At 65.4% G+C, this 13,174-nt stretch carries 13 protein-coding genes and 2 pseudogenes; 7 read left to right on the top strand and 8 right to left on the bottom strand.

Features of this window, described 5'->3' with window-relative positions; all coding sequences use genetic code 11:
- The first annotated feature begins 26 nt into the window (after positions 1-26).
- From ACLP9N_RS28705 to ACLP9N_RS28695, 3 genes are all read left to right on the top strand, one after another.
- A complete protein-coding gene (locus ACLP9N_RS28705) occupies positions 27-1,127 on the top strand; it encodes a methyltransferase (RefSeq protein WP_442410537.1) in 1,101 nt (366 codons plus the stop codon).
- A gap of 120 nt (positions 1,128-1,247) precedes the next feature.
- Positions 1,248-1,796, top strand: a complete 549-nt coding sequence (locus ACLP9N_RS28700; protein ID WP_442410536.1) for an RNA polymerase sigma factor — start codon at positions 1,248-1,250, stop codon at positions 1,794-1,796.
- Positions 1,793-2,494, top strand: a complete 702-nt coding sequence (locus tag ACLP9N_RS28695; RefSeq protein ID WP_442410535.1) for a ubiquinol-cytochrome c reductase iron-sulfur subunit — start codon at positions 1,793-1,795, stop codon at positions 2,492-2,494. Before ACLP9N_RS28700 ends, ACLP9N_RS28695 begins: the two co-directional genes overlap by 4 nt.
- Positions 2,495-2,504: 10 nt before the next feature.
- On the opposite strand, the pseudogene ACLP9N_RS28690 reads toward ACLP9N_RS28695, so the two are convergent.
- Positions 2,505-3,868: pseudogene (locus ACLP9N_RS28690) on the bottom strand (HNH endonuclease signature motif containing protein).
- 145 nt (positions 3,869-4,013) lie between these two features.
- Here ACLP9N_RS28690 and ACLP9N_RS28685 point away from each other — a divergent pair.
- Genes ACLP9N_RS28685 through ACLP9N_RS28675 form a run of 3 tightly spaced genes read left to right on the top strand, consistent with a single transcriptional unit; the run spans position 4,014 to position 5,739 of the window.
- Positions 4,014-4,409, top strand: coding sequence for a plastocyanin/azurin family copper-binding protein (locus ACLP9N_RS28685; RefSeq protein WP_442410534.1), 396 nt, complete (start codon positions 4,014-4,016; stop codon positions 4,407-4,409).
- The gene (locus ACLP9N_RS28680) at positions 4,406-5,341 is read left to right on the top strand and encodes a metallophosphoesterase family protein (RefSeq protein WP_442410533.1); all 936 of its coding nucleotides are present in this window, start codon (positions 4,406-4,408) and stop codon (positions 5,339-5,341) included. The genes ACLP9N_RS28685 and ACLP9N_RS28680 overlap by 4 nt, the downstream gene beginning before the upstream one ends.
- Positions 5,338-5,739, top strand: coding sequence for a hypothetical protein (locus ACLP9N_RS28675; protein ID WP_442410532.1), 402 nt, complete (start codon positions 5,338-5,340; stop codon positions 5,737-5,739). Before ACLP9N_RS28680 ends, ACLP9N_RS28675 begins: the two co-directional genes overlap by 4 nt.
- 64 nt (positions 5,740-5,803) lie before the next feature.
- Here the strand turns inward: ACLP9N_RS28675 and ACLP9N_RS28670 are convergent.
- Positions 5,804-6,087: pseudogene (locus ACLP9N_RS28670) on the bottom strand (lipoprotein LpqH).
- Positions 6,088-6,163: 76 nt separating this feature from the next.
- Between ACLP9N_RS28670 and ACLP9N_RS28665 the strand changes: the two are divergent.
- Positions 6,164-6,349 (top strand): hypothetical protein, encoded by a 186-nt coding sequence (locus ACLP9N_RS28665; protein WP_442410623.1) that lies wholly within the window; start codon positions 6,164-6,166, stop codon positions 6,347-6,349.
- On the opposite strand, the gene rfbC is transcribed toward ACLP9N_RS28665, so the two are convergent.
- The 6 genes from rfbC to ACLP9N_RS28635 are packed head-to-tail and all read right to left on the bottom strand — an operon-like array spanning position 6,339 to position 12,947.
- Positions 6,339-6,956 (bottom strand): dTDP-4-dehydrorhamnose 3,5-epimerase, encoded by a 618-nt coding sequence (gene rfbC, locus ACLP9N_RS28660; protein ID WP_442410531.1) that lies wholly within the window; start codon positions 6,954-6,956, stop codon positions 6,339-6,341. The genes ACLP9N_RS28665 and rfbC overlap by 11 nt on opposite strands.
- A 1-nt stretch (position 6,957) precedes the next feature.
- Complete coding sequence (gene rfbB / locus ACLP9N_RS28655; protein ID WP_442410530.1) at positions 6,958-7,953, bottom strand: dTDP-glucose 4,6-dehydratase; 996 nt, start codon at positions 7,951-7,953, stop codon at positions 6,958-6,960.
- A 23-nt stretch (positions 7,954-7,976) separates the two neighbouring features.
- Positions 7,977-8,831, bottom strand: coding sequence for an LLM class F420-dependent oxidoreductase (locus tag ACLP9N_RS28650; RefSeq protein WP_442410529.1), 855 nt, complete (start codon positions 8,829-8,831; stop codon positions 7,977-7,979).
- A 22-nt stretch (positions 8,832-8,853) separates the two neighbouring features.
- On the bottom strand, positions 8,854-9,717 hold the full coding sequence (locus ACLP9N_RS28645; RefSeq protein WP_442410528.1) for an LLM class F420-dependent oxidoreductase: 864 nt from the start codon (positions 9,715-9,717) through the stop codon (positions 8,854-8,856).
- A gap of 28 nt (positions 9,718-9,745) precedes the next feature.
- A complete protein-coding gene (locus ACLP9N_RS28640) occupies positions 9,746-11,266 on the bottom strand; it encodes an ATP-binding protein (protein WP_442410527.1) in 1,521 nt (506 codons plus the stop codon).
- Positions 11,267-11,270: 4 nt separating this feature from the next.
- Entirely contained in the window at positions 11,271-12,947 is a 1,677-nt protein-coding gene (locus tag ACLP9N_RS28635; protein WP_442410526.1) for an FAD-dependent oxidoreductase, read from the bottom strand.
- Positions 12,948-13,174 lie beyond the last annotated feature (227 nt).

Here is a 13,174-nt window from a genome sequence, read left to right as displayed (position 1 = left end):
CCCGCACGAGCCCCGAAGGTGAGGCGGTGTCTTCCACCGCCAAGATCACCAAGGTGCCACCCGCCAAGTTGGCGCGCGTTGTGGAGTGGATTCGCCACTATCTGTATCGGCTCCATCAACGGCTGACACCCGCGCCGGCAGCAATGATGGAGATGATCATTGCCGCCTGGACGTCGCAGGGAATCACTGTGGCGGCCCAACTCGGTGTCGCCGATGCCCTCAGCAACGGTCCGCTGCCGATCGAGGAGCTGGCCGCCCGGGTGGGCGCGGACGCGGACGCGCTACGCCGGCTGCTGCGGGCCTTGATCAGCAAGGGCATCTTCGTTCATCGCCGCGACGGACGCTATGAGCTGAATTCCCTTGCCGGCACTCTGCGTTCGGACGCGCCGATCTCGATGACTTGGGCGGCGCAGTTCTACGGGTCGGCCGAGCAGCGCGAACGCTGGACCCTGATGGTGGATTCGATCCGAACCGGGAGTACGGTCGTGCCGGCATTGCGCGGCAGGGAGAGTTTCGACTATTTCGCCGTGCAGCCCGAGATTGCCGCGCTTTTCAACCAGACGATGACGAGTGTTTCGGAGCTGACGGACGGGCCGGTGGTCGCCGGTTACGATTTCAGCGCCTACCCCACGATAGTCGACGTGGGCGGTGGGCATGGCCCACTGCTGGCCGCCATCCTGGCGGGGGCGCCGGCTTCGCGGGGCGTACTGTACGACCTGCCGCGGGTTGTTGCGAACGCTCCAAGCCTGTTGCGCGAGCACAAAGTCGCCGACCGGGTGCGTATCGCGGAGGGGTCGTTTTTTGACAGCGTACCGGCCGGTGGTGACGCCTACATCCTCAAGAACATCATGCACGACTGGCCCGACGAAAAGGCGGTGCAGATCCTGCGTAACGTTCGCAAGGCAGCCGGCCCCGGAGCCACGGTGTTGCTGGTCGAATTGGTCATCCCCAAACACAACCGTGACTTCCCGGGAAAATGGGTGGATTTGGAGATGCTGCTGAATTTGGGGGCCCGCGAACGCACTGCCGCGGAGTACCGAGATCTGCTTAGGCAAGCCGGATTCCAGGTGACGCGGGTGGTGCAGACCGCTTCGCCCCTCAGTGTGGTCGAGGCCCGAGCGGCGTAACTGCACCCACCGGCAAGTCGGGTTAGTCTTTGCCGGTGTGGTGGGCACTTCAGAACGCTGGCCGGCACCGATTGCAGTGCATGTGTAACCCGAGCTGATATAGATCGGTGAAGGAGGCACGTGACAGCACGAAACGAACCCGTCGGTCCGCGGCAGCTGCGCGCGGTGCCCGACCCAGGACACCAGGCCTACGCGGACTGGGAAGCGGTGTATCAGGACAACGCGACCTGGGTGTACCGCACCCTGTTCGCTCGGGTCGGCAACCGGGCGGACGCCGAGGACCTCACCGCCGAGGTGTTCCTCGCCGCGCTGCGACCGCTACGCCTCACCGCGAGCGTGGGGGAGGTGCGCGCCTACCTGAGGGCCACCGCACGCACGGTGCTCGCCGCGCACTGGCGCGAGACGCTGGGACGCGAGATCACCTCGATCGAGGACATCGAGCAGCCGCCCGAGAGCGAGGAAGCGATCAGCGTCGCTCCTCAACGTGTCGCCCAGGTTCTCGACACGTTGCCGGACAACTACCGGCGGATTCTGGAACTACGTTTCCTGGAAAGTAATTCGATCAAGGAGTCAGCCGCGGAACTCGGGATCAGCGTCGCCAACGCCAAGGTGCTGCAACATCGCGCGCTGAGACTCGCAGCGCAGGTGAACGATGGGGGACAGCCATGAACGCGCGAGGATTGCGCAAGTACATCGACGATCTGCTCCGCGGTCGGCGCCCCAAGGCATTCCAGCCCGACGACTTCGAGGCGGCGCAGATCCGAACGGCGATCGAACTGCGCGCGGCCCGGCCGGGTGACGACGCCCCGCGCCAGGAATTCTTCAACGATCTGCACGCCCGTCTCGCCGAGCAAATGGCCGGCACGCCCCCGGAAGTGGCGCCGATGTCGAAGTGGAACACGACGCGCCGCCAGGTTGTCGTCGGGACATCGGCCGCCGCGGCCGCCGCGGTCACGGCGGTATCGGTCGACCGACTCGTCCTCGGCGGGCGAGCCGAAGCCCCCGCCGCGTCCGGGCAGCTCACGCCCAACGACGGACGCTGGATGCGCGTCGCGGCCAGTTCGGAAGTGCCCGACGGAGTCATGCATCCTTTCGATCTCGGCTCGGTCAATGGATTCGTGCGGCGGGTCAACGGCGAGCCCGAAGCCGTATCCGGCGTGTGCACCCATCAGGGGTGTCGATTGTGGTTCGACGCATCCGACGACCAGCTGCATTGCCCATGCCACACGACCTCGTTCGCGCCCAGCGGACAGGTGCTCACCCACCAATTACCGATCGCTCCAAAGCCGTTGCCGAAGTTGATGGTTCGCGAGGTCAACGGAGCGATCGAAGTTTTCGCCCCGGCTGGCCCGATTGCGCCGGCGTAGGTCGCTGGCGTCAATCGGGTTCGTCGTCGTCCGGGTTGCCGAGGAGTCTTTCAGGATGATGAAAGCTATTGGTGCGGGGTCGGCCATGGTCCAGGTGCGGCGGCGGGATCCATTCGGTGTCGCCCTGGGCGTTGGTGCGGGTGGTCCAGCCTTTCTCGACGAGCCGATTATCCGGACCGCACGCCAGGGTCGGTTCGTTGATGTCGGTGCGGCGGGTCTTAGTCCATCCTTGGACGTGGTGGACCTGGCTGTGGTAGGCGGGGGCGTCACAGCCGGGCTTCGTGCATCCACGGTCCTTGGCGTACAACATGATTCGCTGCGCGGGAGAGGCCAGACGTTTCGTGTGATGCAGGGCCAGGGCCTTGCCGTGATCGAAAATGGCCAAGTAATGATGAGCGTGGCTGGCCCAGCGGATGACATCCGACATCGGCACCAGGGTGCCCCCGCCGGTCAGGGCCTTGCCGGTGGCGGCCTCCAGGTCCTGCAGCGTCGTGGTCACCACGATCGACACGGGTAGGCCGTTGTGCTGGCCCAACTGTCCCGAGGCCAACAGGCCGCGCAATCCGGCCAGGAACCCGTCATGGTTGCGCTGGGCTTCCGAACGGTGATCGCGGCGCACCGCATCCTCATCGGGTGCCGTATCGACCACGGGGGTCTGATCCTCGGGGTTGCATGCTCCGGGGGCGGCCAGTTTAGCGAGCATGGCCTCGATGGCGGCCCTCAGCTCGGGGTGACCAGTCCGCTCAGGCGTGACATCCCGTCGAATTCCTGCTTGCCCAGGATGATGGCGCGCTTGCGGGCGCGCTCCGCGTCGCTGAATTCCCCATCGGGATGCAGCCAGTCCATGATCCGCTTGGCGTATTGGGCCAACTCATCGGGGCGATACCCGCCGGCCTTGCCAGCCAGGTCGGCCTCGGCGGCCTCGCGGGTACCCAGGTCCACCTCGGCAGGCAGGTGGGCGAAAAAGCTGCGGATCACCTCGACATGCTTATCCCCGATGACACCGTCGCGTTGGGCGGCCGCGGTCGCGGACAACCGCGGCGCCAGCGGCTCACCGGTCAACGCCCGGCGCTCACCGAGATCTTCGGCGTCGGCGATACGCCGGCCGGCTTCAGCCTTGGTGATCCGCAACCGGTCAGCCAAAGCCGAGCGCAGCGTGCCGCCCAACTCTTCCTCGCCGGCCTGTGCGCCGATCTGGTTAATGATGCTGTGCTGGGGTGCGCGCGGGCGGCGGGCGACGCGTTCCAGGCGCTCGAGGGCCCGCAGCAGTTCTGGAGTCGTCAACACGTCAAAAGACAACTCACACAAGCGGTCCAGGGCGCCGTCGAGCGCGTCGAAGACCTCGACGATCTCTTCGCGACTGCTGCAACCCATGCCTCAAATTTTACGAAGGCCCACCGACACAAACGCCTTCCCTGTGACTAGTGAAGCTCAAGTGGCACAAGGGATTACAGAGATCGCCTGAGGAGCGGCCTAACGGGTGTAACCCGCCGCCCTATTACTTGGCATGACTGCTGCCATGCTTCGAAAACGTACCTTTGCCGCGTTAGCGGTGAGCGTGCTATCGCTGGCCGGATGTTCGGGATCGCGGCCTCCCGTCGGTACAGGCACGCCCTCCATGTCGATGCCCTCAATGCCGGTCACCGTACCGGCGGCCCCGGTCAGCGGCGACCAGGTCAATATCGACAACTTCGCGTTTGCCCCCGCTACGCTGACCGTCCGCGCGGGCAGCACTGTCACTTGGACCAACCACGACGAGGAACCCCACACGGTGGCCGCGAGCGACGGTTCGTTTCACTCGCCCGGGATGGGGACGGGTGCCACTTTCTCGCATACCTTCTCCGCGGCAGGAACTTTCGATTACGTCTGCTCCATTCACCCGATGATGCACGGCACCGTGGTGGTGACCCCATGACGCGTGATCCGAACACGATGAGTCGCCGCCAGCTCATCCGGCACACCGCGTGGTTCGGAGCCGCGGTCGGTTTAGCCGTGGCCGGCGGCGAGGTCATCTCGCACGTCGCCGGTGTCGCTGCGGCCGAGCACGCTCATGCCCAGGTCCGGCCCGCCCTGCGCTTCGCCCAAGTCAGCGACAGTCACCTCGGATTCTCCGGACCGGCCAATCCCAACGTTGCCGACACCTTCGGCCACGCGATCGATCGCATCAATAACCTCGGCTACACACCGGATTTCGTCATTCACACCGGCGACATCACGCATTTGGCCAGCCCGGACCAATTCGACCAGGCCAAGCAGATGATGAGCGGCCTGAAAGCACCACACGTTTTCACCGTGCCCGGCGAGCATGACTCGGTCGACGATGCGGGTCAGAAGTACCGCAGCGTCTTCGGCGCGGGAAGCACCGGCGACGGGTGGTACAGCTTTGACATCGCCGGCGTGCACGTGATCGCGTTGGTCAACACGCTGAACCTGAAGAAGCTTGGGCATCTGGGTGTCGAGCAGTTGGAGTTCGTCGAAAAAGATGTCACGCGGTTGTCGAGTGACACGCCCATCATCGTCATCAGCCATATACCGCTGTTCGCGATGTACCCGGACTGGGGCTGGGGCACCGACGATGCCACCCAGGCGCTGAGTTACCTGCGCCGGTTCGCCTCGGTCACCTGCCTCAACGGTCATGTTCACCAACTGTTTTCCAAGACGGAAGGCAACGTGACCTTCTACAGCGGGACGACTACCGCCTACCCGCTGCCCCATCCCGGCGATGGCCCGGCGCCGAAGCCGGTCACCCTGCCCGCCGGCAAGCTCGCCGACGCGCTGGGCATCCGCGAGGTGAGCTACACCCGCGGCGACCAAGCCCTCGCGTTGAAAGAACGGACATTGCAATGACTTTGCTACTCCGGCTGGGCCTGGCCGCGTCCTTGGCAGTCAGCGCCGCCAGCCACGCCTACCTCTATGTCCATGGCTACCAGCACATCCCGACGATCGGTACTGCATTTTTGATCCAGGCCAGCGTCTTGTTCGCGCTGGCTGTGCTGATCCTTGCCGGTGGTCCGGGCTGGCTGCGCTGGGCCGCGGCCGCTGTGGCCGGCGGCTCTGTGGTCGCGTTCATTTTGTCGAGGACCGTCGGCATCTTCGGCTTTGTCGAGCGGGGTTGGGAGCCCTCGCCCCACGCGGCGATCAGCGTCGGCGCCGAAGTGGTGACCGTGCTGCTGTGGGCCAGCGGATTGGTCGGGTGGCGGCTGGCCGGCCGGGTCGGAGGGCTCGCCACTCGGGAAACTGGGTAGCCCCGTTCGCACAAATTTTTGCACACGTCTTGGTCTAGACGGGAAGCCGGCTCGGGCTAGCGCGCTAAGCGGCCGGGCAGGTGACGTCGACCGTGAAGTCCTTATTGATCTGCTGTCCCGAATTGTCCACGCCGCTGGCTGTGCCGGTGATCTTGTAGTTCTTACCGGTCTTGACGGCGGTGGCGCTATTGCCCGGGCGCCCTCCGTGAAGCTCATGACCACGCCGTTGACGGTTCCGAACCCGGCATTGTGGACCGCCGACCCGTCCTGCTCTAAACCGACGATCACGCCGGTGACCGTGTCGCCGATGGCGATGGAGAACTTGCCGTTTGTCATCGAGCACACCACCGGGCCACCGACGTTCTGGGGCTGACCGCCGATGGTGACCTGCGGTTGCCCGGACGCAGCGGGAGTAGCGGATGCAGTGGGCGCGGAGCCAAAGCTCGCTGCTGTGCTGGACGACACCGCCGCACTCGACGACGGGCCGGAGGCTCGGTTGTTGCTGGAACAGCCCGCCATGCCCGCAACGATGGTCGCGGCGCCGACGACGATCAACAGCTCACGCTTCACCGAGTTCTCCTTTATCGGTGTCGCCTGCGCTACCGGCTGATCTTGTTTCGCATACCCGCGATAAACGCCTGCGTCTCTTCCCAGGTCGGCAGGACGCCGGACGTGCGCACTTCGTCGAGGCTCGGGGCCGCCGCATCGCGGTCGGACAACGAAAGAGCGACGCCGTCGATCACGGGCCAGTCGATTGCCAGCTCGGGATCAGTGGCGCAGATGGTGTGCTCGCGCTGGGGGTTGTATTCCGACGAGCACAGGTACATCACGGTCGAATTGTCTTCCAGCGCAACGAAACCGTGCGCCAGCCCTTCGGAGATGTAGATCGTCCTGCGGTCGGTGTCGTTGAGCAGAACGGAGTCCCAGCGGCCGAAGGTCGGTGAGCCCAGACGGACGTCGACGACGACATCGAACACGGACCCGGACGCACAGGTCACATACTTGGCCTGGCTCGGTGGCACCTGTGCGAAGTGCAGGCCACGCAGCACACCGGCCGACGACACCGAGCAGTTGGCTTGCCGGACGTCCAGGCGGTGACCGGCGAAGCCGCTGAACCCGCGGTCGGTGAACCATTCGAAGAAATAGCCGCGGGAATCGCCGTGAATGGTGGGAGTGATTTCCCAGGCGCCCGGGATCGCGAGCTCTCGAACCTTCATCTCACTTACCGCGTTCTTCGTAACGGGCCTCGGTGGCGTCCTTCAATGGACGCCACCACCATTCGTTGTCTCGGTACCAGTCAATGGTGGCCTGCAGGCCCTCGCTGAAGTCGGTATGCTTTGGGGCCCAGCATAATTCGTCATACAGGGCCGACGGGTCGATGGCGTACCGCAAGTCGTGGCCGACGCGGTCGGGGACGTGGTCGAAATCGTCGGGGTCGCGACCCATCATCTTCAGCAGCGTGCGCAGCACACTCAGGTTGTCGCGCTCACCTTCGGCGCCGATGAGGTAGGTCCGGCCGATCTGCCCTTTTTCGAGGATCCGCCGCACCGCGTTGTTGTGGTCGTCGACGTGGATCCAGTCGCGGACGTTGGCGCCGCTGCCGTACAGCTTGGGACGCCGGCCGGTGAGCACATTGGTGATCTGGCGTGGGATGAATTTTTCGACGTGTTGATACGGCCCGTAGTTGTTGGAGCAGTTGGAGATCGTCGCCTGCACGCCGTAGGAACGCACCCAGGCCCGGACCAGCACGTCGCTGGCGGCTTTGGTGGCCGAGTACGGGCTCGACGGGTTGTAGGGCGTCGATTCCGTGAACCGCGTGGGCTCGTCGAGTTCGAGGTCACCGTAGACCTCGTCGGTGGAGACGTGGTGCAGCCGCACGCCGTGTCGTCGTACCGCCTCCAGGACGGCGAACGTCCCGATCACGTTGGTGCGCAGGGTCAGCTCCGGGTCGTCCAGCGAGTTGTCCACGTGGGTTTCGGCGGCGAAATGTACGACCGCGTCGGACTCGGCGACCAGCCGAGAAACCAGCTCGACGTCGGCGACGTCGCCCTCCACCAGCCTGATGGAGTCGGCGACATCGGCGAGCGACTCGCGCCGGCCGGCGTAGGTCATGGCGTCGAGCACCGTGACCGCGTCGTCGGGGTGCTCGCGTACCGCGCTGTGCACGAAGTTAGCGCCGATGAACCCGGCGCCACCGGTCACCAGCAGCCGCATGGTCAAAGACCATAGCGGAGCTTCTAACCCAGTGGTCGCCCGGCTAGTTCACTCAGTACCTGCAGGAGCTTGTCCTCCGGCCAGCCGTCCAGCACCTGGACCCCAACGTGGTCGGCACCGGCTTCCAGGTGCTCGTTGAGACGCTGCGCAATGGCGTCAGGCGTGCCGTAGGCCACCAGTGCGTCGACCAGCTTGTCGGTGCCGGGCTTGCGTACGTCGTCTTCGGTGAACCCCAGCCGCAGCCAGTTGTTCACATAGTTGCTCAGGCCCAGGTAGTGCTCGAGGTATCGGCGGCCGATCGCCCGAGCTTCGTCGCGGTCCGTGGTGAGCACCACCTTGTGTTCCGGCGCCAGGAACACCGAGCTCCCCACCAGCTCGCGCGCCTTGGCCGTGTGCTCGGGTGTGGTCAGATACGGATGGGCGCCTGCGCTGCGTTCCGCCGACAGCCGCAACACCCGGGGACCGAGCGCCGCCAGTACCCGACGGCTGGTCGGCACCATGGCGGCGTCGAGTTCGTCGAGGTAGCTGACCAGTGCGTCGTAGGGCTTGGCGTAGTCCTGGGTGTGCTCGCGGTGCCCTGCACCGATGCCCAGCAGGAACCTTCCCGGGTGGGCGCTTTCGATCCGCTGAAAGGACTCGGCGACAGCCGGAGCCGGTGCCGTCCAGATGTTGACGATCCCGGTGGCCAGTTGCACGGAGGCCGTCCCGGCCAGGGCAGCGTCGACCCAGGCCAGATCGGCGTCCGGTGACCCACCGATCCAGATCGCGCGGTAACCGAGCGATTCGATCTGAGCGGCCAGCTCTGGGGTGATGGAGCGAGTGGGCAGCCAGGCGCCGAACCGGCCCAGGTCGGGTTTCAGTGAAACTTTGCCGGTCATCCAGGTCCCCTCCGCGTTGAGCTCAGGTGCGATTCACTTCAAGCGGCCCCGCCAATTCGGCCAGCGCCGAAACCAGGTTTTCATCTTTGGTAAGGATCTGCACAGGCACGTGGTCAGCGCCCGCGTCGAGGTGCTCGGTGAGCCGGGCCGCGATCGCCTCGGGCGTGCCGTAGGCCACCACCGCATCGACCAGGCGGTCGCTGCCCGGCCGGGTGACTTCGTCCTCGGTGAAGCCCAGCCGCTTCCAGCTGTTGCGGTAATTGGCCAGGTTGAAATACACGTCGAGCGCTTTGCGACCTATCGCGCGCGCCTTCTCGGCGTCCGTGGTCAGCACCACCTTGTGTTCGGGCGCCAAAAACGCCGACGGACCGATGAGCTCGCGGGCCCGGGCGGTGTGCTCGGGAGTGGTGAGGTAGGGGTGCGCTCCCGCGCTGCGCTGTGCGGAAAGCTCGAGGACCCGCGGGCCCAGTGCCGCCACGACGCGCCGGTTAGCGGGCACGCCGTAGTCGTCGAGCTGGTTCAGGTACTCCACCAGCGCGTCGTAGGGTTTGCGGTATTCGCTGATCGCCTCGCGATGGCCGACGCCGACGCCCAGCAGGAAGCGGCCTGGGTAGGCCTTGTCGATTCGGTGGAACGACTCGGCCACCGGCTTGGCGGCCGCCGTCCAGATGTTGACGATGCCCGTGGCGACCTGCAACCTGGTCGTCGCCTCGAGAATGGGCTCCACCCAGGCCAACTCGGCCGGCGGTGAACCCCCCACCCAGACGGCGCCGTAGCCCAGTGACTCGATTTCTTTGGCTTGCTGGGGCGTTACGCCGCGTCCGAACGATCCGAACCGGCCGAGATTGGGTTTGTCAGCAGCGGAACTGGCATGAGAATCGGTCATGGTGGCTGCAACCGGCGGTGTGGAGGCGCTATTCCTCCGGCGCTACATCATCCACCCTATCCACGATGGGGGCCGCCTCCAGCGGCAGTAGCACGATGAACCGCGTATCACCGGGCACGGATTCCACGCGCAGATCGCCGCGATGGTTCTTGACAACGATGTTGAATGCCAGGTCCAGCCCAAGGCCGGTGCCTTCCCCGAACGGTTTAGTGGTGAAGAACGGCTCGAAGATGTGCTGGCGAACGTCCTCGGGGACGCCGGGCCCGGTGTCGCAGATCTCGACCCGGGCCATCTTCTCTCCCTCGCGGCAGGTCCGGATGGTCAGCGTGCCGCCCTCATCGCGCATCGCGGCGATCGCGTTGTCGATAATATTGGTCCACACCTGATTGAGATCGCCTGGATAGCAAGGGATTTCGGGTAGCGATTTGTCGAAATCCTTGATCACGTTGATAACTGGGTTCTGCCCGGCGTGCTTGCTTGCGTCTTTACCCAACCGGTCGGCAAACATCGTCAGCGTGCTGCGCAGCAGCTCATGCACATCGACCACCTGGAACGGGGCCCGGTCCATCTGCGAGTACTGTTTGGCGTCGGCGACCAATGCCGAAATGCGCTTGCTCGCTTCCGAAATCTGGTTCATCAGAAGTTCGCTTTCGATGGTGTAGGTGATCCACCGGATCGCCTCATCCAACGAAGTCGACGCCTCCAATTCCTCGGCGGCCGCGGAAATCCGCTCCAGCCAATCGGTGTCGATGCCGCCTTCGACGAATGTCGGTGCGATGTCCCATCCGCCCTCGATGCCGTGCTCGTCCAGCCAGTCGCCGACGGCGTCCTCGCGGTCGGCGGTCTCGATGGCGCTCAGGTGCTGCCCCGAACGACCATAAGCTGACTTGGCGACTTGCTCGGCGATCGCCTCCTGCAGTCGCACCAGTCCGTTCAGCGTCTGGGGGGTGACGGTGCCGTCGGCCAGCATTGCCAGTTTTGACCGCATGCGGGCAATGCGGCCGCGAAGCTCGTCTGCGGCTCGTGCGATGGCGGCCGCGGGATTGTTCAGCTGGTGGGTCAGCCCGGCCGATAACCGGCCCAAAGCCAGCAGCTTTTCCCGATTGTCGATGATCCGGCGGGTCCGGTCGGTGCCGACGGCGATGCCGTCGAGCAGGTGGACCGCCATCGGGAACTGGTCCCTCATGAACTGGGCGAACACCGGCGCGTCCATCACGAAGAACCGCGACGGCTTGGTCACGTGCACCGAGGCGTCGTAGCTCTTCTGTTTTCCGCCGGTGAACGCCCGCCAGGCCCCGCAGTACACGCCGCGCTGCGATGTCCGGTTGGTTTCGATGTCCTGACCACCGGAGAGCTTCGACATCGTCAGCTCACCCTCGATGAGGACGTAGAAGCAGGTCGCCGGTTCGCCCTCGACGCAGATGGGGCCGGGTTGGTAGTTCTCGATATGTCCGTTGCTGCACAACACCGCGAGTTGCTCGTCGGTGAGCGCCTCGAACAGGAACAGGCTGCGCAGCTCGTCGGGCTCGCACGGCATCTCCGCGGTCATGCCGTCATGACTCCGATAGGTAGCGGTGCACCAGCATCACGGCCATTGATCCTTCGCCGACCGCGGCCGCGACCCGCTTGGCGGACTCGGAGCGCACATCGCCGGCGACGAAGACGCCCGGCACGCTGGTTTCCAGGTGGTGGGGCGGGCGGTCCAGCGTCCAGCCGCACACGTTGCGTAGATCCGGGCCGGTGAGGATGAAGCCGTGGTCGTCGCGGGCGAGGACCCCGTCGAGCCAGTCGGTGCGCGGTGCCGCGCCGATGAAGATGAACATCCGCCCGCAGCCGACCTCCTCGGTGTCGCCGGTGCGGTTGTCGACCAGGGTGAGTTTCTCCAGGTGGTCGGTGCCGGTGGCGCATTGGACTTCGGTGCAGGTGCGGACGGTGATCTTGGGGTTCTGTTCGATCTGCTGGATCAGGTAGTAGGACATCGAGGCCTCCAGCGACGGGGCGCGCACCAGAATGGTCACCGAATTGGCCTCGCGGGAAAGGTGCATCGCGGCCTGGCCGGCCGAGTTTGCTCCGCCTATGACGTAGACGTCCTCGCCTTTGCACTCCGAGGCGATGGATGTGGCCGCTCCGTAGTAGACGCCACGGCCGACCAGCTCCTCGCACCCGGTGGCGGCCAGCTGGCGATAGGCGACGCCAGTGGCCACGATGACAGCGTGCGCGTCGATGGAGCCGCCGTCGGCGAACCGCACGGTGCGTGCGCACCCGTTGATTTCCAGCGCGGTGGCCGTGCGGGCGGTGATCAGTTCGGCGCCGAACTTCTCCGCCTGCTTGCGCGCCCGCTGGGCCAGCTGGCTGCCCGACACCCCGTCGGGAAAGCCCAGGTAGTTCTCGATCCGTGAGCTCTGCCCGGCCTGGCCGCCGGTGGCGGTGCGTTCGATGAGCACCGTGCGCAGTCCCTCGGAGGCGCCGTAGACGGCAGCGGCGAGGCCCGCGGGCCCGCCACCGATAACGACCAGGTCGTAGAACTCCTGCGACGGTTTGGTGGTCAGGCCCAGCGTGTCGGCCAGTTGGGCATCGGTGGGCTCGACCAGAGGGTGACCGCGTTCGGTGATGACGACCGGTAGCCGCAGGCCGTCCTCGCCGGCGGCTTGCAGTAGCCGCTCGCCTTCTGGCTCGTCGGCCATGAACCAGTTGTAGTAGAGCCCGTTGCGGGCCAGGAAGTCGCGGACCTGCCAAGACCGCGCCGACCAGCGGTGCCCGACCACCTTCGTGTGCGGAATGGGGTGGTCCGGCGCCCGCTTCCAGGCGTCCAACAGCGCGTCTATGACGGGATAAAGCTTCTCCTCGGGAGGATCCCACGGCTTGAGCAGGTAATGGTCTAGGTCGACGACGTTGATCGCATCGATGGCGGCGTGGCTGTCGGCGTAGGCGGTCAGCAGCACCCGCCGCGCCGCCGGGTACAAGTCCATCGCCTGTTCGAGGAACTCGATGCCCGTCATTTGCGGCATCCGGTAGTCGGCAATGAGGGTTGCGACCGTTTCGCCACGCAGTTTGAGTTGCTTGAGGGTGTCCAGGGCATCCTGGCCGGACTCCGCGCGCACGATCCGGTGGTCCTCGCCGTATTTGCGCCGCAGGTCCCGAGCCACCGCACGGGAGACCGCGGGATCGTCGTCGACGGTCAGCATCACGGGTTTGCGCGCCTGCGCAGCGCCATCCAGGGGTCTTGTCATCGGCGTTAAGTATGCGCTTGTCAGAAGCCCTATGGTGGGTCGAGGCGGCGGCCTTGATTCCTCTGTCAGCGATTTTGGCCAGGCCCGTAAACCAGGTATGGTGGACCAACGGTGCGTCATCCGCGCCGGCTTTTGCGTGCCCTGTCCCTAGGAATTTCCTGTCACCGGCTCACGTTTCAAGGTCGGTGTGAATGCTGTGCCGATCTGGGCGCAGTTGAGAACGAAAC

It is taken from the genome of Mycobacterium sp. (assembly GCF_052144515.1).
Lineage (GTDB): Bacteria > Actinomycetota > Actinomycetes > Mycobacteriales > Mycobacteriaceae > Mycobacterium.
The sequence above is the reverse complement of the archived record's forward strand: the minus strand, read 5'-3'. Positions and strand labels throughout refer to the sequence as shown.